Consider the following 22,318-nt stretch of genomic DNA (forward strand, 5'->3'; position numbering starts at 1 on the left):
GCCAACGGCATCATGCACGTGACCGCGAAGGACCTGGGCACGGGCAAGGAGCAGAAGATGACCGTCACCGGCGGCTCCTCGCTGCCGAAGGACGACATCGACCGGATGGTCCGTGACGCCGAGCACCATGCCGAGGAGGACCGCCGCAGGCGGGAGGCCGCCGAGACCCGTAACCAGGGCGAGCAGCTCGTCTACCAGACCGAGAAGTTCCTCCAGGACAACGGGGACAAGCTCCCCGCCGAGGTCAAGACCGAGGTCGAGGAAGCGGCCACCGAGCTGAAGGAGAAGCTCAAGAACCAGTCCTCCGACGGCGACAACACCGCGGAGATCCGCACCGCCACCGAGAAGCTCGCGGCCGTCTCCCAGAAGATGGGCCAGGCCATGTACGCCGACACCCAGGGCGCCCAGACCACCCCGGGAGCCGAGGGCACGGCTGCCGGTGAGGGGACCGCTGCCGACGGCGGCGAGGACGAGGTCGTCGACGCGGAGATCGTCGACGACGACAAGCAGGAGGGCAGCGCACGATGAACCGCCCGACCAACGTCCACGGCTCCCCCCACCCGCCACTGTCCCTCGTCGGACACGGGCCGGCGGAGAACGCCCCGCCCGGCCCGCCGGAGACCGCGGGCCACCCGGAGGAACGGACCGGCCAGGGCACCGGCAGGCCGTCCGGCCCCGACGAGTCCACCGGCCGGCCGACGTCGCCGGAGGCCGTGCTGCACGCCGAACTCCGGGAGCGCACGGCCGATCTGCAACGGCTGAAGGCCGAGTACGACAGCTACCGCAAGCGGGTCCACCGTGACCGGCTGGCGGTCGGTGAGATCGCGGTGGCCAATGTGCTCAACCGGCTGCTGCCCGTGCTCGACTCGCTCGCCGAGGCCACCGTGCAGGGCGAGGTGACCGGTGGTTTCGAGCGCGTCGCCGAGTCACTGCACACCGAGCTGGCCACGCTGGGCCTGGAGACCTTCGGCGCGGTGGGCGACCCCTTCGACCCGCTGATCCACGAGGCCGTCACCTTCACGCCGACCGACCGGCTGGGGGAGCCCGTGTGCACCGAGGTGCTCCGCCAGGGCTACCGGGTCGGCGACCGTCTGCTGCGCCCCGCACAGGTGGCGGTCGCGGGCGAACCACCCGCGGCAGGCGTCACCACCGGTACCTGAATTACCTTTCCGCACCCCGGAATTGATCTGCCCGTCCTGTTTTCGGCTTGCCTTCTTGCGCCCGCGTGCGCCAAAGGGCTGCCCGTAGGTGCGTTGACCTGTCCGATTGCTGTCCGGTGAGCCCTGCGTCGCGGGGCGAGGCCGGACTTCCGTGTGAAGGAAATCGCCGAACCGTGTGCGCGTCTACGCATACGTTCGAGTCGCAGGGGCACCCGACTTCTACCGCCGCCAGCGGCCTCCGTACTGCGACAGAAGACCTACGACGCACCGACAGGCGGGATCATGGCGACCGAGGAAAACACGGAACGCGAGAAAACGCACGGCGACGGACCGAAGCGGATCGCCGCCGCCACGGCAATAGGCCACGCCTCCGGGCAACTTGCACAACTGCTGCAATGCGAGCCCGGCTCGGTGTCGGCGCTCAAGCCCACCGATGACGGCTGGCAGGCGAACGTGGAAGTGGTGGAGATCGAAAGGGTGCCGGACACCGCGAGCGTGATGGCGTCCTACCGCGTCCACCTCGACGAACAGGGCCAACTCGTGGGATACGAACGGACCCGCCGCTACGGGCGGGGCCAGATCGACCGCTAGGCCGTCCGACACCGGCCGCCCCACGACCCCACACGGTGCCATGACCCGCTCCAGTCAACTGGGAAGGGACGATCGACCGTGACTGCCGTTCAGCAATCCAGCACAGCGACCAGCGGAAGTGGTTCGGGAAATCTCTATGACGTTCTCGAGCTGATCCTCGACCGAGGACTGGTGATCGACGCCTTTGTGCGGGTCTCCCTCGTCGGCATCGAAATCCTCAAGATTGATGTGCGTGTCGTCGTCGCGAGCGTGGACACCTATCTGCGCTTCGCCGAGGCGTGCAACCGACTCGATCTGGAATCCGGCCGCAAGGCACCGAGCCAGCTCACCGATCTGGTCGGGGAGGCGACCGAGAGCGGCGCCAAAGGAAAGTCAAAAGGGGCGCTGACCGGTGCCGTTGAGGCATTCAGCGAATCCCTGCAAAAGGGCCAGGAGGACTCCGCCGAAGAGGAAGAACGCCCGGCCCGCAAATCCTCCTCGACCGGAAACCGCCGTACCGCGCGCCGCCGGGAGGACTGAATCATGGGCACCTATCTCTACGCCATCACCGCGGCCGGCCACCCCTTGCGGCTGTCCGGCCTCGGCGGGGTCGGCGACCCCGCGGCGCAGCTGCGCACCGTCAGCACCAAGGACCTGTGCGCGGTGGTCAGCGACGCACCGCCGGGGCTCCGGGCCAAGCGCCGCGATGTGGCGGCCCACCAGGGCGTGCAGGAAAGGCTGTTGGCCGACGGTGCCGTCCTGCCGATGCGCTTCGGTCTGGTCGGTGCCGATGACGCGGAGGTGACCGCCGCGCTGGAGCAGGACCGCGACAGCTATCTCCGGCGGCTCGCCGAGACCGACGGCTGCCGTGAGTACCACCTCAAGGTGGCGCGCGACGAGGACGATCTGCTGCGGGAGGTCATGCGGGAGTCCGCCGAGGTCCGGCGGCTGAACGACCACACCCGGCAGAACCCCGGCGCGTACGACGACAAGATGGCGCTCGGCGAGCTGATCGCGCAGGAGGTGCAGGCCCGGCAGGAACGGGGCCGGTCGGACATCGTGGCCCGGCTCGGCCAGGCCGTGGTACGCACCGCGGAATCCCCGCCGACGAAGCAGCACTTCCTCACCGTCTCCTTCCTCGTCGAGAGGAGGAACGCCGCGGCCTTCGCGGAGGCGGTCCATGAGGAGGCCGAACGGCTCGGTGACTCCTACACGTTCAGCCTGCACGGTCCGCTGCCGCCGTACAGCTTCGTCTGAGCGCGATGCGGCCGGCCGCCGATCGCGGGACCGCAGAGGGGAGAACGGGCCATGGGCCTCCTCACACAGCTCCTGACCCTGCCGGTGGCCCCGGTGCGGGGCACGGTCTGGGTGCTGGACCAGGTGCTGCTCACCGCCGAGCGCGAGTACTACGACCCGGCGCCGGTCCGGGAGGAACTGGCCGCGCTGGAACAGCAGTTGCTGGACGGCAGCATCGGCCCCGACGAGTTCGACCGCCGCGAGGACGAGCTGCTGGACCTGCTGGAGTGGCGGGAAGCCCAGCAACGACGACTCCGTACCGACTCCTGATCAGGGGAGATTGAGGTGTACGACAGATGATGAGCAACGCCAAGATAGGGGTGGCCCTTGTCGGGGGCTACCTCCTGGGGCGCACGAAGAAGGCGAAGCTGGCCATCGGCCTGGGCATGTTCCTGGCCGGCAAGAAGCTGAACCTGGATGCGAGGCAGCTGGGCGCGCTGGTGGCCAACTCGCCGGTTCTGGGCCCCCTCAACGACCAGGTGCGCAAGGAACTGGTGGACGCCACGAAGGCGGCGGCCGGCACCGCGCTCACCCAGCGGATGTCCGGCCTCGCCGACACCCTGCACGAGCGGACCGCGGCCCTCAACGAGGGTCAGGGCGCGACCGGCGACGAAACCCGGGACGCGACCGGCGAGGCCGAGCGGACCGGGGACGACGAACACGGCGAGGAGGAGACGGCGCCCGCGAAACCCGCCAAGAAGTCGGGCGAGGGCGGGCGGTCCACCACCGCGCGTCGCTCCGCCAAGAGGACGTCGAGCGCATCGAGCACGTCAGGTGCAGCGAAAACGTCGAAGGCATCGGGCAAGGGCGCTGCCGCCTCGTCCCGCGCGCGACCGGCCACCACCTCCGGGCGGAAGGCCGCCGCCGGGGCCCGTAAGAAGGCGTCGGGTGCCGCGCGCACGGCCGCCGACCGTGGAGGCAGCCATGGCTGAGTCCACTCTCCGCAAGGTGACACACGAGGTGACCAGGAGCCCGGCGGCCGAACACCTCAAGGAGGAGGCGCAGCAGTACCTCCAGGCGCGGGCACAGCACGCCGTCACCATGCTCGGCCACAAGCTGGGCGAGGGCGTCGGCAGGCTCGCGGAACCCGGCCAGGGCGCCGGGAACCTGGTGGGTAGCCTCCGAAAGGGCGGTGCGGCTCTCGCCTCGGGCGAGTCGCCGCAGCGGGCGGCGCTGACCGCCGGCGCCGCCCATCTCAAGGACACCGTCAAGGACAAGGTCAAGGGACTGTTCGGCAAGGGCCGCAAGGGCGGCGGCGGGAAGTCCAGGAGCGTGACCATCGTCGAGGACATCGATGTGGGCGTGCCCGTACGCGAGGCGTACGACCAGTGGACGCAGTTCCAGGAGTTCAGCACCTTCGCCAAGGGCGTCGTCAGTGTCGACAGGTCCGATGACACCACCAGCAACTGGAAGGTGAAGGTCGCCAAGTCCACCCGCAGTTGGCGGGCCAATGTCACCGAGCAGGTGCCCGACGAGCGCATCACCTGGACCACCGAGGGCGCGAAGGGCACGGTCAAGGGTGTGGTGACCTTTCACCGCCTCACCGACAACCTGACGCGGGTGCTGCTGGTTCTGGAGTACTTCCCCAAGGGGCTCTTCGAGAAGACCGGCAACATCTGGCGCGCCCAGGGCCGCCGGGCCCGCCTGGACCTCAAGCTCTACCGCAAGTTCATCATGCTGCGCGGCGAGGCCACCGACGGCTGGCGGGGCGAGATCCGGGACGGCGAGGTCGTGGTCGAGCACGCCGAGGCCGTCGAGGCGGAGCAGGACGGGACGGACCAGGACAAGGCGGAGCGGGACGAGGCCGGTGAGGACGAGGCAGCCGACGACGAGGGTGCCGAGCCCGAGGACCTCGCCGACGAGGACGAGTTCGCGGCGGAGGACGGCGAGGGCGACCTCGACGAGGCCGTCGACGAGGAGGAAGACCTCGACGAGCCGCTCGACGACGAAGACGACCTCGTGGACGACGAGGACCGCGCGGGCGACGAGGACGCCCCGGACGACGACGGCGAGGACGCGTTCGCGGAGCCCGTCGACGAGGACGACGACCTCCCTCCGGACGAGGGCGACACCTACGACGACGAGGACGAGCCGACGCCGCCCTCCCGGCGCCGCCGCCGTACCGCCACCGTCCGCTGACCCGCCCCGACCGCACAGACGAGGCTGATCATGTCCGATTCACTGGCCGCCCGTATGGGGCCGTCCTCCGGTCCGTCCCCCTACGGCGGGCAAGGCTCTTCCGCCAACCTGGCCGACATCCTGGAACGCGTCCTCGACAAGGGCGTGGTGATCGCGGGCGACATCCAGATCAATCTGCTGGACATCGAGCTGCTGACCATCAAACTGCGCCTGCTGGTCGCCTCGGTGGACAAGGCCAAGGAGATGGGCATCGACTGGTGGGAGCACGACCCCTCGCTCTCGTCCCGTGCCCGCCCGCCGCAGCAGGTGTCCGCCGGGCACCCGCCGCAGGCCGGCCACGACGCCGTGGCCGAGGAGAACCAGCGGCTGCGTGCCGAACTCGCCGAGCTGCGGGCGGCGATCGGCGCGCCCCAGGGGACCGGCGGGCAGCGGACGGAGCAGGAGGAGGAGCAGTGAGGGGAGCAGTGCACGGCCACCAGGAGGGAGCAGCGGAGACCGCCGCATCGCCACGGCAGCCGCTCCCCCGCCCCACCGGGCCGGTGGATTCCGGTCAGCCCCGGAGTTCGTACGTCTACGCCATCGGCCGGGCGGACAGCGGTCTCGACGCGACGGCGCCCCGGCTCACCGGGCTGCGGTCCGGGCACCTGCGGACGGTCACCGCCGGCCGCCTCACCGCGCTCGTCTCCTCCGTCCCGGCCGACGACTTCAGCACGGAGGGCATGAAGGCACAGCTGGAGAACCTGACGGAGCTGGAGGAGATCGCCCGCACCCACCACGCGGTCGTCGAGGGCGCCCACCGCGCCGGGACGGTACTGCCGATGCGGCTGGCCACCGTGTATCTGGACGATGCCCGGGTGCGGGCGGTGCTGCGGGAGCGCGGGGCGGAGTTCGCCGCGCTGCTCTCCCGGCTCGAAGGCCATGCCGAGCTGGGCGTGAAGGTGTACGCGGACCCGCGTGCCGCGGCAGCGGAGCCGCCTCCCGGCCCCGGGGGCCCGGACCCCGCCGCGTCCGAGGTCCGCCCCGGCCGGGCCTACTTGCAGCGGCGCCGGGCCCAGCGCCGGACGCAGCGCGATGCCTACCGTGCGGCGGGCGCCGTGGCCGAGGAGGTGCGGTCCCGGGCCACCGCTCTGGCCCAGGACCTGGTGGTCCATCGCCCGCAGCAGGGTGAGCTGGCGTCCGGCGCCGGGGAGAACATCGCCAATGAGGCCTATCTGGTGCCCACGGACCGTATCCGGGAGTTCCACCGGGCACTGACGCGGCTGACCGACGAGGTCCCCGGCGTACGCGTCGAGGTCACCGGGCCCTGGGCCCCGTACTCCTTCGCGACGCCGCCCGCGGGAGCCGGAGTGCGCGATGACGGGTGACCTGTACGAGGCCGCGGGTGCCGGGGTCGCGTACCCGGATGACCTCTCCATCGAGGAGTCGCTCGCGGGGCGGCAGATCGCGCTCATCGACCTCTTGGACCGGCTGCTGAACGGGGGCGCGGTGCTCACCGGAGACGTGGTGCTGTCGATCGCCGATGTGGATCTGGTGCATATCAATCTGCGGGCCGTCATCCGCTCGATCACCCCCGATGAGCCGGCGCCGTGGTGAGACCGCCATCGACGCGTGACGCCCCCGGCCGCCGCCCGAACGACGCCCTTCGGTCCGGTGACGGATGCCTGCCACCGCTCCCCCGACGAGAACCGATCAGCACAGGGATGTCCCATGACGCATGAACCGGTGACGGATGAACCGGCCGCCCCCGTGGAGCCGGCCTTCGCGGAGGTGGCACGGGCCGCGGCCCGCGCCTTCGACCTGACACCGGCCCCGGCCCCGGCCCCGGCCGATGAGCAGGCGCAAGGACAGGGCAGCGCTCTCGCCCAACGGCTGCGGACCGATCCGGAGACGGTGGAACGCGATCTCATCAAGCTGGTGCTGACGATTGTGGAGCTGCTGCGGCAGCTCATGGAGCGGACCGCGGTGCACCGCGTCGACCAGGGAGACCTGAGCGAGGAACAGGAGGAACGGGTCGGGCTGACGCTGATGATTCTCCAGGACCGGATGACCGAACTCTGCGCGCGCTACGGGCTCACGATGCAGGATCTGAATCTCGATCTCGGCCCACTGGGCTCTCTGCTGCCCCGCCACGACACCGACTGATCCGCGGGGCCCGACGGCCGCAACAGGCTTTCACCGTCCGGCCGCCGCACGGGCATTGCAACTGACGAACCGTCACCCTACTCTTCCGGCACACCCCCACCGCACCGGGGCGCTCGTACGGTCTCACCCCTTCGACCCGTGCGCGGTGCAACGGGGCGGCGCGCCGCGTGCCGGAAGGACAGCCATGTCCGACGACAGCGCTCGCAGAACCTCCCTCACCCGCCGCGCGTTACTGACCGGGGCCGCCGCAGCGGGACTCGCGGCGGCGGCCGGGCTGCAACCCGCGTACCGCATCCCCGCGGACAGCGCCGCGGCCACTCTCACCCCGCCACCCGACTTTCCCGCCGGCATTCCGCTCTCCCAGCAGGCCTTCCGGAACTGGTCCCTGGAGATCGTCGTCGAGGGCGTCTGGACCGCGTCGGCCCGTACGCCCGACGATGTGGTCACCCTCGCCAACTGGGCCCATCAGCACGGCTACCGGCTACGGGCCCGGGGCAAGGGCCACACCTGGTCACCGCTGGTGGTGCCCGCCGGGGCCGACACCTCCCGTACGGTCATCGTCGACACCACCTCCCATCTCACCGCGGTCAGTGTGCGCGGCGGCAATCCGGGGAGCGTCACCGCGCAGGCGGGCGCGACCCTCGACCGCATCCTCGCCCGCCTGGAGGAGGCGGGGCTGGGCCTCGCCACCACCACGGCGCCCGGTGACCTCACCATCGGCGGGGTGCTCGCCATCGGCGGACATGGCACCGGGGTGCCCACCGCCACCGAGAACCCTCCCCCCGGCTCCGGCTTCGGCACCCTCAGTTCGCTGGTCACCTCGCTCACCGCGGTGGTCTGGAGCGCGGCGGAAGGCCGCTATGTGCTCCGGACGTTCTCCCGCTCCGACCCGGACATCCGGGCCTTCCTCGTCCACCTGGGCCGCGCGTTCGTCACCGAGGTGACCATGACCGCAGCGGCCAACACCCGGATACGCTGCCAGAACTGGTACGACGTGAACGTGGGCACGGTCTTCGGCCCGCCCGGTACGGGCGGCCGCACGATCAGCTCCTACCTGGACCGCACCGGGCGCATCGAGGCGATCTGGTTCCCGTTCACCGATGTGCCGTGGCTGAAGGTGTGGAGTCTGGCACCCACCAAGCCGCTGTTCGCCCGGCAGATCGACGGCCCGTACGCCTACACCTTCGCCAACCGGGTCACCGAGGAGATGTCCCGGCTGCTCGGGGAGATCGCCGCGGGCGGGGGCGACAAGACGCCCGCCTTCGCCAAGCTCGCCATGTCCATCGTCGGCTCCGGTCTCATCGTCACCGGTACCTGGGATGTCTGGGGCTGGTCGAAGAACACCCTGCTGTATGTCGAGCCCACGACGCTGCGGATCGTGGAGGCGGGGTGGGCGGTGCTGACCTCGCGGGCGAATGTGCAGCGCGTGGTGAGTGACTTCTACTCCCGCTACCAGCAGGTGCTCTCGGCCCATCAGGCGCGCGGCTCCTATCCGGTGAACGGCCCGATCGAACTGCGTATCACCGGCACGGACCCGCTCGACGGTCCCCTGCTGTCCCCGGCACGGGCACGTCCGGACCGGCCGGAGTGGGACACCGTGGTGTGGCTGGACTTCGCCACGTATCCCGGTACGCCGGGCTCCGCCCCGTTCTTCCGTGAGCTGGAGCAGTGGATCTGGCAGACCTACACCGGCTCGTATGCGACCGTGCGTCCCGAGTGGTCCAAGGGCTGGGCCTATACGGACAGCGGCCCGTGGCGGGACTCCGCCACACTGGGCGGCAGCGTCCCGGCCGCCTTCGAGGGCTGGCGCACCGCCCGGGACATCCTGAACTCCTATGACCCGGCGAGGGTGTTCTCCAATACGTTCCTCGACACCCTGCTGCCCTGAGCCCTCTCCCCCGGGGACGCACGGAATACCGCGCGTCCCCTTCGGGCATCACCGGGCGTGCGTCGCCACCGGTCGTCAGCACCGGTCGTCAGCACGGCGGACCGCGAGAGCCGGTGTTCAGGGAGACGGCCGGAGGATGAGCGTCCCCTCCGGCTCGGTGGCGCGGCAGGGCCGGAAGCCGGAGGCGATCCGGTCGAGGAGCCCTTGGAGCCAGTGGGAGTCCTGGCGCGAGGCATGCCGCAGCCGCATGCGCCAGGCCTGCAGCGGAACGATCCGCACCTCGTGGAGCCGGCCGGTGTCCGGGGCCACCGTGACGAGGAAGAGCAGCCGCAGGTCGTCCCGGTACGCCTCGTAGCCGGTGATGCCCTCGTAGTCATCGATGAAGTCGCCGCACCCGTGGATCACGAGCTTTCCCCGGTACGCCTCCAGGGCGCGGGGGTGGTGCGAGGAGTGGCCGTGGAAGACGTCCACTCCGCCCTCCAGGAGGTCATGGGCGAAGGCGGCCTCGTCACGGGACACGTGGTAGCCCCAGTTGGCGCCCCAGTGGACGGAGGCGACCACGAGGTCCCCCGGCCGTTTCACCTGTCGTACCCGCCCGGTGATTTCGCCCGCGGCGGCCGGTGAGGGCCCGGCCACGAAGTCGACCCCGGAGCGGCCCCCGCCCGCCGCCCAGGCCCGCGGGATACCGCTGGAGGGCATCCCGAACGAGAAGACCAAGATCCGGCCGCCGTCCGCGACGGGAACGACCGCCGGACGGCGCGCCGCCTCCTGGTCCGCCCCCGCCCCCGCCGTGGGCAGCCCCGCGTCCGCCAGCGTGTCCAGGGTGTCCGCCAGTCCCTGGCGGCCGAAGTCCAGGACGTGGTTGTTGGCCAGTACGCAGACGTCGGGGCGGGCGGCGGCCAGGCAGGGCAGGTTCGCCGGGTTCATCCGGTAGTGGATCTCCTTCTCGGGGGCGAATCCGGGGTACCGCGTGATGCTGGTCTCCAGGTTCAGCACCCGGGCGGCGGGCGCCGCGTCGTCGAGCACCTCCAGCGCCTCACCCCACGGCCAGGGGAAGCCGGCCGGGCACGGGAGGGGCCCGTTCCGCGCGGCCGCCAGCTCGACATAGGCGCGGGCGTCCCGGAGGTATCCCTCCCGCAGCTCAGGGTCTCCGGGGTGCGGCAGGATCTGGTCGACTCCGCGGCCGAGCATGACGTCACCGCAGAGGAACAGTGTGCGCAAGTCACCGCCCATTCCCCCAGGTTAGAGCCGGTTCCCCGAGGTTTCGCGGCGGGCGGCCCGCTGCCGCGTCCCATGGCGTCCCGGCGCCGCGAAGTCCCGGCCAGCGGCACCGTTCCCGCCCCCGCATGCTCGGAGCCGCGTCGGCACCGGCGTACGGGTGGGGCGGCTCAGCAGGCTTCGCACCGCACCGGCGGACCGGGCGGCGGGGTGGAGTCCGCCGCCGGCCCGGGGAGCGCCGCCGGGGCGGGGGCGCCGCCGCGCACCGGGGGCGGGGGCGCCGGGCGGGGACCGGACAGGATGCTGACGGCGTTGGCGAGCACGATCGCGGCGACGGCCAGCCACTCGGTCCCCCGCAGCGTCTGGTCCAGGACGACCAGGCCGACCAGTGCCGCGAGGACGGGGTTGACGCTCATGAAGATCCCGAAGAACCGTGCGGGCACCCGGCGCAGGGCGAGCAGGTCGGCGAGGAACGGCACGGCCGAGGAGAGGACGCCCGCGGCGGCCGCGTACCCCAGGGTGCGCACGGACGGCGGATGGTGGGCGAGCACGGTGATCCCGACGGGCAGGTAGAGCAGGGCGGAGACACCGGCGGCCGCGGCCGACCCCTCGACGCCGGGCAGCCGGGCGCCGACCAGGCGGTTGAGCAGGATGTAGGACGCCCAGCACACGGCGGCGACCAGACCGAGGGCGAGGCCCGCGTAGTCGGTGGTGGGCTGGGGACGGGTCAGCACGACCACCGCCGCCCCGGCGACCAGGCCGCACAACAGGTCCACCAGGCGGCGGGAGGCGGCCAGGGCCACAGCCAGCGGGCCGAGGAACTCCAGGGTCACCGCCAGCCCCAGACCGATGCGGTCGATGGCCGTGTAGAGGGACAGGTTCATGGTGGCGAACACCATCGCCAGGCACAGCACCGGCCACCACTGCCGCCAGGTGAAGGCGCGCAGCCGGGGCCGGCCCACCGCCAGCAGGACGAGCCCGGCCACCCACTGCCGTACGGCCACCACCCCGGCCGGTCCGATCTCCGGAAAGGCCAGCGCGCCCGTCGCGGCGCCCGTCTGGTTGGCGAGTCCGCTGCCGCACATCATCGCCACGCCCGCCGACCGGCCCGAGCGGACCCTCGCTCGCCCACCGGCGGCCCCGGGCCGCGGCGGCCCCTGCGTGCTTCGTGTCATGCCCCGCAGCATCCGCCCGCGGACGGCCCTCCCTAAAATGCATGCCCGTACTCATCAATGCGCTGTGGTTATGGATGTGGGGATGGAACTGCGACATCTGCGCTGCCTGGTGGCGATCGTCGATGCCGGTGGCTTCACCGACGCCGCGATCGATCTCGGGATCTCGCAGGCGGCGGTGTCCAGGACGCTCGGTTCGCTGGAGGAGTCCCTCGGCGTACGGCTGTTGCACCGCACGAGCAGAAGCGTCCTGCCCACCACCGCGGGTGTTCAGGTGCTGGCGCGGGCCCGGAAGGTGCTGGCCGAGGCCGACACCCTCATCCGCGAGGCCACCACCGGCCACACCCGGCTGCGTATCGGCCACGCCTGGTCGGCCATGGGCCGGCACACCGCCGAGTACCAGCGCCGCTGGGCGGCCCGCCACCCCGGCATCGAGCTGCATCTGGTCCGCACCAACTCCGCCACGGGTGGCCTGGCGGAGGGGCTGTGCGACCTCGCCGTGGTCCGTACGGCCTTCGACGACGCGCGCTTCGCCGGCGCCGTCGTCGGCCGGGAACGCCGCTACTGCGCCATGGCCGCCGACGACCCGTGGGCCACCCGCCGCGCCATCCCCCTGGCCGACATCCGTACCCGCACCCTCCTCATCGACCGGCGCACCGGCACCACCACCGCCGATCTGTGGCCCCCCGAGGCGCGTCCGGTCGTCGAGTACACCCAGGACATCGACGACTGGCTCGCGGAGATCGCCACCGGCCGCAGCGTCGGCATCACCCCGGAGAGCACCGCCAACCAGTACCGGCGCGACGGCATCGTCTTCCGGCGGCTGCGGGACGCCGCGCCCGTCGCGGTGCGTCTCCTCTGGCGGCGCCATGACCCGCACCCGGCGACCGATGCCGCCGTCGCCCTGCTGACCGACCTCTACCAGCAGCGCACGTGACCGACCGCCCCTCCCTGCCACCGCCCCTTCGAGGAATCGGACGCACCACATGACGGAAGAACCTCCGGCCGCGTCGTCGCTCCGTCTGGCGGCACTCGGGCCCTTCTGTGCCTTCGAGACACATGCCGCGGGGTCGGAACCCGGCGCGCCCTGGCGTCCGTTGAGTGAGGTGGCGGAGGAAGGGAGCGGTGTGCTGCGCGAGCGGGTCGCCGCGGTACGGGCCTCCCTCGCGGCCACCGGCGGCGGACCGCCCGAGGCCGTTGAACTCCGGGTGGCGGCCTCGGTGGCGCATCTGGGCCTGGTGGCCCGGGTGCTCTCACCGTTCCTCGGCCTGGCCGCTGTGCACGGCCTGCCGTCCCGGCCGCTCGCGCTCGGCGACCTGCGGTGGGGTTCCGCCCTCGGCGGCGCGTTCCGGCTGTCGCTGCCCCGGGAGACGGTGACCCCGGCCGCCGGTGGCGTCACCCGGCCGGTCAGCGCCCTCGCCGACGACCTGCTGGAGGGACCGGTCCGCGAGCTGGTGGACGCCTTCGCCCCCTTCTCGGTGTCCCGGCACATCCTGTGGGGCAATGTGGCCTCGGCCGTGAACGGCGCGGTCACCGGCATCACCACGGCGTCCCCGCCCCTGGCCCGGCCCGTACGCACCGCGGCCCTGACCTTCCTCCAACGGCCCCCACTGCGCGGCACGTACACCCTGCACCCCCGCAACGGGCGCTTCACCCGCCGGAGTTGCTGTCTGATCTACCGGGCCGCGCCGGGTGGCGCGGGCGCGCTGTGCGGCGACTGCGTCCTGAGGCACGGCCGGACGAAGGCACGCCCATAGGGGCCACGGGAGAGCTCCGCGAATCCGCGAAGTGATCAGCAGTCCTTCAGCCGACGTGGACGCCGGGGCGGCGGGCGCGGTCCGGTTCGGCCTCGCGGAGGACTTCGCGGGTGACGGGGGCGACCTCGCCCTGGCCGAAGAGGAAGAAGCGGAGGAACTGGGCGAAGGGGCTGCCCTCGGTCCACTCGAAGTAGATGTGCGGCCGGGCGCCGGTCAGGTCCCGTGCGTGCAACAGCAGCGCGGCCAGTGCGTTGGAGATGGTGGAGCTGTCCAGGCAGAGCACCCGGTAGCGGCCGTGCAGGACCTCACCGCGGACCCGCAGTTCGCTCTCGAACTCCGAGGGGTCGCCGACGGTGACCTCGACGAAGATGAAGTCGTCGTCGACCGGGAGGTCGTTGTCGGTGCGGATCTGTTCCAGCTTGTCGCGGTACTCGGCCAGATCGCGCCGGTCGGGTTCGTTGGCGATGAAGCGGATCTTGCGGTGGGCGATGTCGCGGATGAACCGCTCGGCCATCTCGTCGAGCACGACGCTGGTGACGCGCAGTTCGAAGGCGCGGGCGAGGCGGGAGAGGAAGGACACCAGGATGATCCCGGCGATGAAGCAGGCACCGATCTTCACACCGTCGGGGCGCTCGATGACGTTCGCGATGGTGGTGTAGAGGAACACCACGGAGATCACGGCGAATCCGATGGTCCAGCCGCGCTCCCGGGCCCGTCGTGCGGCGATGGTCACGGCGATCGCGGCGGAGCTGATCAGGACCAGGACGCCGGTGGCGTAGGCGCCGCCCTGGGCGTCCACGTCGGCGTTGAAGATCCAGGTGACCAGGAAGGCGACCAGGGTGAAGACCAGCACCATCGGGCGCACCGCCCGTGCCCAGTGCGGCGCCATGCCGTAGCGCGGCAGGTACTGGGGCATCAGATTCAGCAGGCCGGCCATGGCCGAGGCGCCGGCGAACCAGAGGATGGCGATGGTGGAGGCGTCGTAGACCGTGCCGAAGGCCGAGCCCAGGTACTCATGGGCCAGATAGGCCAGGGCGCGGCCGTTGGCCGGTCCGCCGGGCCGGAACGCCGGCTCCGGGATGAGCACGGTGGTGAGGAAGCTGGTGACGATGAGGAAGACGCTCATGATCACGGCGGAGGTGGTGAGCAGCTTCTTGGCACCCCGGATGCGCCCGGTGGGGCGTTCCTCGGTGTCGCCGGGGTCGCCCTCGATGTGCGGCATCACCGCCACCCCGGCCTCGAACCCGGACAGGCCCAGCGCCAGCTTCGGGAAGACCAGCAGGGCCAGCCCGATCATGGCCAGGGGGCTGCCGTGCTCGGCGGTCAGGGCGTGCGACCAGTCGGGGACGACATGCGCCGCGGTCACCACGTGCCACACTCCGGCGACGACCACGGCCACGTTCAGGGCGAGGTAGAGGCCCACGAGGACGACCGCCACCCCGATCGCCTCCAGGAAGCCCTTGAGGAACACCGCGCCGAGCAGCGCGATCAGCAGGAGGGTGATGACCATCTGGCCGTTGTGCAGGGCGCTGGTGAGGTGCGGGTTCTCCACCAGGTGGGTCGCGGCGTCGGCCGCCGACAGGGTGATGGTGATGAGGAAGTCGGTGGCGGCGAAGCCCAGCAGGGTCAGGACGAACAGCTTGCCCTTCCAGAACGACAGCAGCCGCTCCAGCATGGCGATCGAGCCCTGGCCGTGCGGGCTCTCCTTCGCCACCCGCCGGTAGACGGGCAGCGCCCCGGCGAGCGTCACGATGACCAGGACGATGGTGGCGATCGGTGACAGCAGCCCGGCCGCCAGGGCGGCGATGCCCGGCTGGTAGCCGAGGGTGGAGAAGTAGTCCACACCGGTCAGGCACATCACCCGCCACCACCGCTGTCCCCGGTGCGCGCTCACCGGGCCGGCGTGCGGCCCTTTCTGATGCCTGGCCATGTCGGCCAGGCCCTCCAGCATCCAGGCGCGCAGGCGCTGCCGTGCGGTGGCCCCGGAGGGAGGACCGGCAGTGGCGGCCATCGTGTGCTCCTGTCGTACCGCGGACAGCGTCCCGTCCTCGACGGGACGGCCTGGTCAGCGTACGGAGTCCGGGCGCCGCCACCGCGTTGTCCGGTGGTGCGGCGCCGCGTGTCCCGGCAGCGCGACGGCAGCCGGGTGATCAGACGGTGAACCCGGCGCGGCGCCGCGCCGGTTGTCCGGTGAGGTAGTGCACATACTCGCGCTCCAGGCGGAAGCCGGCGGTCCAGGCGAGGAGCCGGCTGGGGCGGTTGTCGCGGGAGCAGCTCCAGCTGGGGGTGCGGCCGCGCGCGGCGACGTCCTGGCACAGGGCGGTCACACAGGCCAGCGCGAGGCGCCGGCGGCGGTGGGCGGGGCCGGTGTAGCAGGCGATGTCCTCGTAGGCGGTGCCGTGGAAGTACGTACAGGCGGCGGCGAGGATCTCGTCCTGCCGGACGGCCGCCCAGCCGCGTCCGGAGGCGGCGAGGCCGGCCGCGCCGCCCCAGCTGGCGTGCAGCCATGCCGCGTCCGGACCGAGGGCGGACAGCGCCGGGGCGTCCTCGGGCACCAGGCGGCGTACGGTCACGCCGTCGGGCGGGCACGGCGCCGCGACGGGCACCTGGTGCACGTAGAGCATCCGCTCCCACGGCACGAGCCGGTCGAAGGTGCGGCCCAGGACCGGCAGGAAGCGGGCGGGGGCCTGCACATAGTGCGCGTCGAAGACGGTGAGGGCGTGCGGTGCCAGGGCGCCCGGGTCGCCGCGGAGCAGCACATGGCCGGCGCAGGCGACGGCGAGGGTGCGTGGCGCGTGCGCGCGGTCGGCCCACCAGCGGCCGGTTCCGGAGACCGGCACATGTTCGGCCAGTGCCGCCGTCCCCGGCCCTCCGGCGGCGAACCAGCGGGCGAGCGGCGGGAGTTGGTCCGGGGCGAGTTCGATCACTGCGGTTCCTTGGGGTGATCGCGGGTCGGCCGCCCGTACGGAGCCGGGGCCGCCCGCTCGGCTCCTGAGGCGTCTCGATCGCCAGGACGATACGGGAGGAAAGATCACATACGGGCGTGATCGCCTCGCCCCGTGCGCCGTGTCGTCCCTCCTCCGCGCCGCGCGGCCCTCCGCCCGCCTCGCCGGCCCGTCTCCTCCCCTCGGCTCGCCCTGTCGCCGGGCAGATCCGCTCCGTGACCGTTGCGCCGGTGGCCTCGGAGTCCGCGGGGCGGTGTGCCAGAGTGGGAGGTGCACGGACCGTGCATCGGTGCGTGCGGGAAGAGCGGCCATGTCCCTTTCACCGGATCGCCTCGGCGCGGTCAGTACGCACCCCAGGTCCCCGCCCCGCCGGAGCGAGGAGTACGAGGACCTCTTCGAACAGGCACCGGTGATCTTCGCTGCGCTGAGCGGCCCGGACCACCTGCTGGAGGCCGCGAATCCGGCGTTCTTCGCGGCCTTCGGCGGCGACTGCGGACGTTTCGGCCTGCCGCTCGGGGAGCTGATCCCCGAGCTGGTCCCGCAGGGCGTCCTCGACCGGCTCGACGCGGTGTACCGCAGCGGGGCCGCGTACCGGGCCCGCGGGGGCCGGCTGGTGCTCGGGCCGCCAGGGGCGCAGCGGGAGGGCTTCTTCGACTTCACCTACGAGCCCCGCCGGGACGCCCTGGGCGAGGTCGACGGGGTGGTCGTGATCGCGGTGGAGACCACCGCGTTCCAGCACGCCCAGCTTCTCGCGGCCGAGCAGCGCCTCCTGCTGGAGCAGATCGCGAGCGACGCCCCGCTGGGCGACAGCCTGACCGGCATGGCGCGGGCGATCGAGGAACTGTCACCGGACCTGATCGTCTCGGTGCTGCTCGCCGATCCCGGGGGCACCCGGCTGCTGCACGGCACCGGCCCGAGCCTGCCCGACTTCTACAACGACGCCATCGACGGGACCGCCATCGGTCCGGACGTCGGCTCCTGCGGTACGGCCGCCCATCTCCGCGAGCCGGTGATCGTCACCGACATCGCCACCGACGCCCGCTGGCGGGACTACCGTGACGTGGCCGCACGGGCCGGGCTCGCGGCGTGCTGGTCCACCCCGATCATGGGGACGGACGACCGGCTGCTGGGCACCTTCGCCATCTACCACCGCACCCCCAAGGCCCCCACCGACAAGGACATGGCCCTCAGCGGCGCGTTCGCCCGTATCGCCGCGCTGGCCATCGAACGCCATCAGGCCCTGGAGGCGGGGCACGCCGCCCAGGAGCGGGAGGAGGCGGTCCGCGACGACCTGGCCTTCGTGCTGGAGGCGAGCACGGCCATCACCCGCGAGCTGCACTTCGCCGACTGCCTCCAGTGCCTGGCCCGGCTGACCGTGCCGACCCTGGCGCCGCTGTGCACGGTGCATGTGCGGGAGGACGGCGGGACCCGGCGGATCGCCGTGGCCGCCGCCACCCCGGCCGACGAGGAACTGCTCGCCGCTCCGGGCATGCCCGGCGAGATCGGCCGGGCGGTGGCCCGGGTCCTGGCGTCCGGCAGGACGGAGACGGACCACGCCGATGTCGCCCGCGGCGGCCGCCCCGCGCTGCCCGGCGTCACCGGCTATGTCTCCGTACCGCTGGGCGCCCGCGGCCGCACCTTCGGGGTGCTGACCCTGCTGGCCACCGGCCCGCCCCTGGACGGCCACACCGTCGCCCTGGCCGAGGAGCTGGCCAGCCGGGCCGCGGCCGGCGCCGACAACGCCCACCAGTTCTCCGACCGCGTCCAGCTGGCCCGCGATCTGCAGGCCGGTCTGCTGCCTCCCGAGCTGCCCAGGATTCCCGGCGTCGATCTGGCGGCGTCCTACCACCCGGCCGGCGAAGGGCTCGACGTCGGCGGCGACTTCTACGACGTCTTCCCGCTCCCCGGCGACCGCTGGGCGTTCATGATCGGCGATGTCTGCGGGCGCGGCGCGCGGGCCGCCACCACCACCGGCATGGTCCGCCACACCGCCCGTGCCGCCGCGCGGCTGCTGGACGACCCGATGTCCGTGGTCGCCGCCATCAACGACGCGCTGACCGGCGGCTGCGTCGAGGAGGACGTCTTCGTCTCGCTCGTCTACGGCGAACTGCGGCACACCGCGACCGGTCTCACCGTGGACCTGATCCGCGCCGGCCATGTGCCCCCGCTCGTCCGCCGCGCCGACGGCACCATCGAGCAACTCGCCCAGTCCGGGCTGCTGCTGGGCGTCGCCCCGGCGTTCGACGGCTCCCCGTGCCGGCTCGTGCTGCCTCCGGGCGACAGTCTGGTCCTGGTGACCGACGGCATCACCGAGGCCCGTTCCGCCGACGGCGAGTTCTTCGACGAACACCGGCTGGCCGAGGCCCTCCGCCCGACGCGCGGCGCACCGCCCGACGCCGCCGGGCTCATCGCCTCCATCCATGCCGCGGTGACCGCCTTCGCCGGCCGGTCCACCCCCGACGACCAGGCCGCCCTGGTCCTCACCGCCACCTGACCCCACGGCGCACCGCGCCCTCCCGGCCCGGCCCGCCCGCGCCCGGGTTCGCCCGATGGGCCCGCCCCCCTGCCCTTCGCCGGGGAACCTGCCTATTTTGGCCTCATGGACAGCGCGCCGCGTGACACCCCCGACGACCCCAACCCGCTGCACCGGCTCTCCCTCGACGCACTGCGCCGGCGTACCAGCATGAAGTGGCGCACCTACCCGGAGGACGTGCTGCCGCTGTGGGTGGCGGAGATGGACGTACCGCTCGCCGCCCCGGTCGCCCGCGCGATCACCGACGCGGTCGCGCTCGGCGACACCGGCTACCCGGCGGGCACCGCGTACGCCACGGCGCTGGCCGACTTCGCCCGCATGCGATGGGGCTGGGACGGGCTGGCCGTGGAGCGCACGGCGATCGTGCCGGACGTGATGCTCGGCATCGTCGAGATGCTCAAGCTGATCACCGGTCCGGGCGACCCGGTGGTCGTCAACTGCCCGGTATATCCGCCGTTCTACCAGTTCGTCACGCATATGGACCGCCGCGTGGTGGAGGCTCCGCTGGGCGATGACCTGCGGATCGACTTCGTCGCGCTGGAGGAGGCCTTCCGGCGCGCCGCGGCGGGCGGCGGCCGGGCCGCGTATCTGCTGTGCAGCCCGCACAATCCCACCGGCGTGGTGCACGGCGCCGAGGAGCTGACCGCCGTCGCGGCACTGGCCGACCGGCATGGCGTACGGGTCGTCTCCGACGAGATCCACGCGCCCGTGGTGGCCCGGGGCGCGGCCTTCGTGCCGTATCTGAGCGTGCCCGGGGCGGAGAACGGACTGGCGCTGATGTCGGCGTCCAAGGCGTGGAACCTGGCCGGGCTCAAGGCGGCGCTCGCCGTCGCCGGGCCCGCCGCGGCCGGCGATCTGGCCCGCCTCCCGGAAGAGGTCAGCCACGGCCCCAGCCACCTCGGCATCATCGCCCACACCGCCGCCCTGCGCGACGGCCGCGACTGGCTCGACGCGGTGTGCGCAGGTATCGACGACAACCGCCGCCTGCTCGCGGGCCTGCTGGACGAGCGGCTCCCCCGGATCGGCTACCGCCCCGCCGCCGGGACCTATCTCGCCTGGCTCGACTGCCGTCCGCTGGGCCTCGGCGACGACCCCGCCGCGGTCTTCCTCGCCCGCGGCAGGGTGGCCCTCAGCCCGGGTCCCGGCTTCGGCACCGGCGGCGCCGGGCACGTACGGCTCAACCTGGCGACCTCGCCCGGCGTGCTCACCGAGGCGGTCCGGCGGATGGCCGCGGCGCTGGACTGACCACGACACCGGGGCCGCTCGCCCGGTGGCCGGCCAGCCCCCGGCCCCTCGGGCACCGAACGCCCGCCCCGTCGGCGTGCCTTGCGGGAGTCCCATTCGTTAGGACATGATCTCGTTCGGCGCGGGACACGGGGCGCGGTGACGGCCGCACGGCACGCACCAGTCCCCGTGACAGCCACCGGAACCGGGTCGTAGTGTCACGCGACCGACCCGATCCGCAGCGCGTACCGGAAGGACCGAGGGCGACGATGAGCGAGTCAGTGGCGCCGGGGACCGGCCGGACGTCCGGCGGGAGTCCGGGTGAGCGGGCGGCGGGCGCGCTGGACCGGGGCCTGGCCATCCTGACCCATGTGGCGGGGCACCGCGGGGTCTCGACTCCGGAGCTGGCCCAGGCGCTGGGGCTGACCCGGAGCACCGCCTACCGCCTCGTCGACCGCCTGGAGGAGCAGGGCTGGCTGACCCACGCCCCGGCCGCCGGGCAATGGCAGTTGGGGCCCACGGCGGTACGGCTGGCGTCCGCCGCGGTGGCCTCGACCACGCTCCGCGACACCGCGGCGCCCGCGCTGCGCAAGCTCGCCGACCTCACCCAGGAGACCGTCAGCCTCGGTGTGCCCAACGGTCTGACGATGGTGTTCGTCCACCGCGAGCGCGGCACCCGGCCGTCGGTGGTGACCGCCGAGCCGGGCGGCTCCCGTCCGCTGCACTCCAGCTCGCTGGGCCGCGCCTATCTGGCGGCGCTGCCGCGGCAGAAGCTGGAGGACACCCTGATCGAGCTGGTCCGCGACCCGGCGTCCCCGGTGTCCGCGGCCACGGTCTCGGAGGTGCATGCCGAGATCGAGCGCACCCGGGAGCGCGGCTGGTCCCAGGATCTGCGGGACTTCGACGAGTCGAGCTGCTGCTGTGGCGCCGCGGTCTACGACCACACCGGGATGCCGGTCGCCTGCATCAGCGTGGCCGGGGTGGCCGACCGTATGGAGCCGCTGGTGCCGGCGTACGGCCCGGTGGTGGCCGAGGTGTGCCGTGAACTCTCCTCTTCTCTGGGCTACCTGCCGCCCGGTCCCTGAGGTACGGCGACGCGCTCACCGGCACCGTCGGGCACGCTGCTGCGCACCGGGTTGGCCAGCCGCCCGATCCCCTCGATCTCCGACTCCAGCAGGTCGCCCGGCCGCAGGGCCCGCCGCGGCCGCATGAAGTCGCCGCAGCCCGCCGGGGTTCCGGTCAGCACCACGTCTCCGGGCCGCAGGGTGAAGAAGCGGCTGAGATAGGCGATCAGCTCGGAGACCCGGAAGACCATGTCGGCCGTCGAACCGTCCTGCACCGTCTCGCCGTTGACCTTGGTACGGATGCGCAGCCGCTGCGGGTCCGGTACCTCGTCGGCCGTGACCAGCACCGGCCCGAGGGGGCAGAAGGTGTCCAGGCCCTTGCCGCGCAGCCACTGCCCGTCGCGCTCCTGCAGGTCGCGGGCGCTGACGTCGTTGGCGACGGTGTAGCCGAAGACGTACCGCAGCGCGTCCGCCTCGGAGACCCGCCGGGCCTCGGTGCCGATGACGACGGCCAGCTCCGTTTCCCAGTCGACGCGCTGGGTGAGTTCCGGGTCGATGACGACCGCCTCACCGCTGCCGATGACGCTGGAGGCGAGCTTGGGGAAGAGGCAGGGCTCGGCGGGGCGCTCCCCGCCGCGCTCCGTGATGGAGTCCCGGTAGTTCATCGCGACGCCGTACAGCGCGCCCGGCCGGTACGGCAGGGCCGGTACCAGGTCGGCCCCGGTGGGCAGTTGGCCCCACGACCACGGCAGGGTGCCGCCGGTGATCACGTCCGCGAGGGAGACGGAGGCCGGTGCCAGCCGCCAGGGGTCCTGCGGGGCGAGCCGGCCGGCGAGCCGGTCGCGCCCCTGATGGGTGAGGGTGGCCAGATACATGGGCTCTCCAGGGCGGTACGGCGCCCCGTCGCGGTGCGGCGGGGCGCTCGGCAGCTGCGGTCCGGACGGCTCCGGGCCGGTGTCGCATGAGGTCCTGTGCGGGCCGCCGCCTGTCGGCGGAGACCGGCACCGCCCGGTCACCTGCTCCCGGCGGCTTTCCCAACTCGGCCCCGTCCCCGGGTCGTCCATGACATGATTTACTCCTCAACAACATGGCGTGTCCCAGTAATTGGGACTCTGCACCAGCCAGTGAGACGCGGTGTGCCGACCGTACGGGAGACGACCCGTCGGCCGCAATGACCGGATCTGATCGGAGGGTTGGGGGAAACCGAGCG

23 protein-coding genes are annotated in these 22,318 nt (G+C 72.5%); 18 read left to right on the forward strand and 5 right to left on the reverse strand.

The window, feature by feature from the left end; genetic code table 11:
* The 13 genes from ACWC9R_RS26275 to ACWC9R_RS26335 all read left to right on the forward strand — a co-directional run.
* The coding region (locus ACWC9R_RS26275; protein WP_450735083.1) for an Hsp70 family protein at nt 1-528 on the forward strand (528 nt) is incomplete at its 5' end.
* Nucleotides 525-1,160: a nucleotide exchange factor GrpE gene (gene grpE / locus ACWC9R_RS26280; protein WP_450735084.1), complete on the forward strand. Its 636-nt coding sequence runs from the start codon at nt 525-527 to the stop codon at nt 1,158-1,160. The genes ACWC9R_RS26275 and grpE, both read left to right, overlap by 4 nt.
* 282 nt (nt 1,161-1,442) lie before the next feature.
* The gene (locus ACWC9R_RS26285) at nt 1,443-1,751 is read left to right on the forward strand and encodes a gas vesicle protein GvpO (RefSeq protein ID WP_450735086.1); all 309 of its coding nucleotides are present in this window, start codon (nt 1,443-1,445) and stop codon (nt 1,749-1,751) included.
* A gap of 78 nt (nt 1,752-1,829) precedes the next feature.
* Entirely contained in the window at nt 1,830-2,270 is a 441-nt protein-coding gene (locus tag ACWC9R_RS26290) for a gas vesicle structural protein GvpA (protein WP_362615050.1), read from the forward strand.
* Nucleotides 2,271-2,273: 3 nt separating this feature from the next.
* On the forward strand, nt 2,274-2,987 hold the full coding sequence (locus ACWC9R_RS26295; RefSeq protein WP_450735088.1) for a GvpL/GvpF family gas vesicle protein: 714 nt from the start codon (nt 2,274-2,276) through the stop codon (nt 2,985-2,987).
* A gap of 51 nt (nt 2,988-3,038) precedes the next feature.
* Nucleotides 3,039-3,296 carry a gas vesicle protein GvpG gene (locus tag ACWC9R_RS26300; protein ID WP_450735089.1) on the forward strand — a complete coding sequence of 86 codons (258 nt, stop codon included), beginning with the start codon at nt 3,039-3,041 and terminating at the stop codon, nt 3,294-3,296.
* 29 nt (nt 3,297-3,325) lie between these two features.
* Nucleotides 3,326-3,958, forward strand: coding sequence for a hypothetical protein (locus tag ACWC9R_RS26305; RefSeq protein ID WP_450735091.1), 633 nt, complete (start codon nt 3,326-3,328; stop codon nt 3,956-3,958).
* Nucleotides 3,951-5,165 (forward strand): SRPBCC family protein, encoded by a 1,215-nt coding sequence (locus ACWC9R_RS26310; protein ID WP_450735093.1) that lies wholly within the window; start codon nt 3,951-3,953, stop codon nt 5,163-5,165. Before ACWC9R_RS26305 ends, ACWC9R_RS26310 begins: the two co-directional genes overlap by 8 nt.
* Before the next feature lie 30 nt (nt 5,166-5,195).
* Nucleotides 5,196-5,621 carry a gas vesicle protein gene (locus tag ACWC9R_RS26315; RefSeq protein ID WP_450735094.1) on the forward strand — a complete coding sequence of 142 codons (426 nt, stop codon included), beginning with the start codon at nt 5,196-5,198 and terminating at the stop codon, nt 5,619-5,621.
* Nucleotides 5,618-6,529, forward strand: a complete 912-nt coding sequence (locus ACWC9R_RS26320; protein ID WP_450735096.1) for a GvpL/GvpF family gas vesicle protein — start codon at nt 5,618-5,620, stop codon at nt 6,527-6,529. Before ACWC9R_RS26315 ends, ACWC9R_RS26320 begins: the two co-directional genes overlap by 4 nt.
* Entirely contained in the window at nt 6,519-6,758 is a 240-nt protein-coding gene (locus tag ACWC9R_RS26325) for a gas vesicle protein (protein ID WP_450735098.1), read from the forward strand. Before ACWC9R_RS26320 ends, ACWC9R_RS26325 begins: the two co-directional genes overlap by 11 nt.
* A gap of 114 nt (nt 6,759-6,872) precedes the next feature.
* Entirely contained in the window at nt 6,873-7,307 is a 435-nt protein-coding gene (locus tag ACWC9R_RS26330; RefSeq protein ID WP_450735099.1) for a gas vesicle protein K, read from the forward strand.
* 184 nt (nt 7,308-7,491) lie between these two features.
* Complete coding sequence (locus ACWC9R_RS26335) at nt 7,492-9,195, forward strand: cholesterol oxidase substrate-binding domain-containing protein (protein WP_450735101.1); 1,704 nt, start codon at nt 7,492-7,494, stop codon at nt 9,193-9,195.
* Between the two features lie 117 nt (nt 9,196-9,312).
* Here ACWC9R_RS26335 and ACWC9R_RS26340 read toward each other — a convergent pair whose 3' ends face one another.
* Complete coding sequence (locus ACWC9R_RS26340; protein WP_450735102.1) at nt 9,313-10,428, reverse strand: CapA family protein; 1,116 nt, start codon at nt 10,426-10,428, stop codon at nt 9,313-9,315.
* 155 nt (nt 10,429-10,583) lie between these two features.
* Entirely contained in the window at nt 10,584-11,600 is a 1,017-nt protein-coding gene (locus ACWC9R_RS26345; RefSeq protein WP_450735104.1) for an EamA family transporter, read from the reverse strand.
* Nucleotides 11,601-11,670: 70 nt separating this feature from the next.
* Here ACWC9R_RS26345 and ACWC9R_RS26350 point away from each other — a divergent pair, with 70 nt between their 5' ends.
* Entirely contained in the window at nt 11,671-12,522 is an 852-nt protein-coding gene (locus ACWC9R_RS26350; protein WP_450735105.1) for a LysR family transcriptional regulator, read from the forward strand.
* 49 nt (nt 12,523-12,571) lie between these two features.
* Entirely contained in the window at nt 12,572-13,342 is a 771-nt protein-coding gene (locus tag ACWC9R_RS26355) for a (2Fe-2S)-binding protein (protein WP_450735107.1), read from the forward strand.
* A gap of 46 nt (nt 13,343-13,388) precedes the next feature.
* Here ACWC9R_RS26355 and ACWC9R_RS26360 read toward each other — a convergent pair whose 3' ends face one another.
* Complete coding sequence (locus ACWC9R_RS26360) at nt 13,389-15,353, reverse strand: amino acid transporter (protein WP_450735109.1); 1,965 nt, start codon at nt 15,351-15,353, stop codon at nt 13,389-13,391.
* A gap of 139 nt (nt 15,354-15,492) precedes the next feature.
* A complete protein-coding gene (locus ACWC9R_RS26365) occupies nt 15,493-16,269 on the reverse strand; it encodes a GNAT family N-acetyltransferase (protein WP_450735111.1) in 777 nt (258 codons plus the stop codon).
* A gap of 328 nt (nt 16,270-16,597) precedes the next feature.
* On the opposite strand from ACWC9R_RS26365, the gene ACWC9R_RS26370 reads away from it, so the two are divergent.
* From ACWC9R_RS26370 to ACWC9R_RS26380, 3 genes are all read left to right on the forward strand, one after another.
* Nucleotides 16,598-18,781, forward strand: coding sequence for a SpoIIE family protein phosphatase (locus ACWC9R_RS26370; RefSeq protein WP_450735113.1), 2,184 nt, complete (start codon nt 16,598-16,600; stop codon nt 18,779-18,781).
* A gap of 105 nt (nt 18,782-18,886) precedes the next feature.
* The gene (locus tag ACWC9R_RS26375) at nt 18,887-20,065 is read left to right on the forward strand and encodes a MalY/PatB family protein (protein ID WP_450735115.1); all 1,179 of its coding nucleotides are present in this window, start codon (nt 18,887-18,889) and stop codon (nt 20,063-20,065) included.
* A 248-nt stretch (nt 20,066-20,313) separates the two neighbouring features.
* A complete protein-coding gene (locus ACWC9R_RS26380) occupies nt 20,314-21,129 on the forward strand; it encodes an IclR family transcriptional regulator (RefSeq protein WP_450735117.1) in 816 nt (271 codons plus the stop codon).
* Here the strand turns inward: ACWC9R_RS26380 and ACWC9R_RS26385 are convergent.
* Nucleotides 21,108-21,983, reverse strand: coding sequence for a fumarylacetoacetate hydrolase family protein (locus ACWC9R_RS26385; protein WP_450735119.1), 876 nt, complete (start codon nt 21,981-21,983; stop codon nt 21,108-21,110). The genes ACWC9R_RS26380 and ACWC9R_RS26385 overlap by 22 nt on opposite strands.
* Between the last annotated feature and the right edge of the window lie 335 nt (nt 21,984-22,318).

Source organism: Streptomyces sp. NPDC001219, assembly GCF_053597915.1.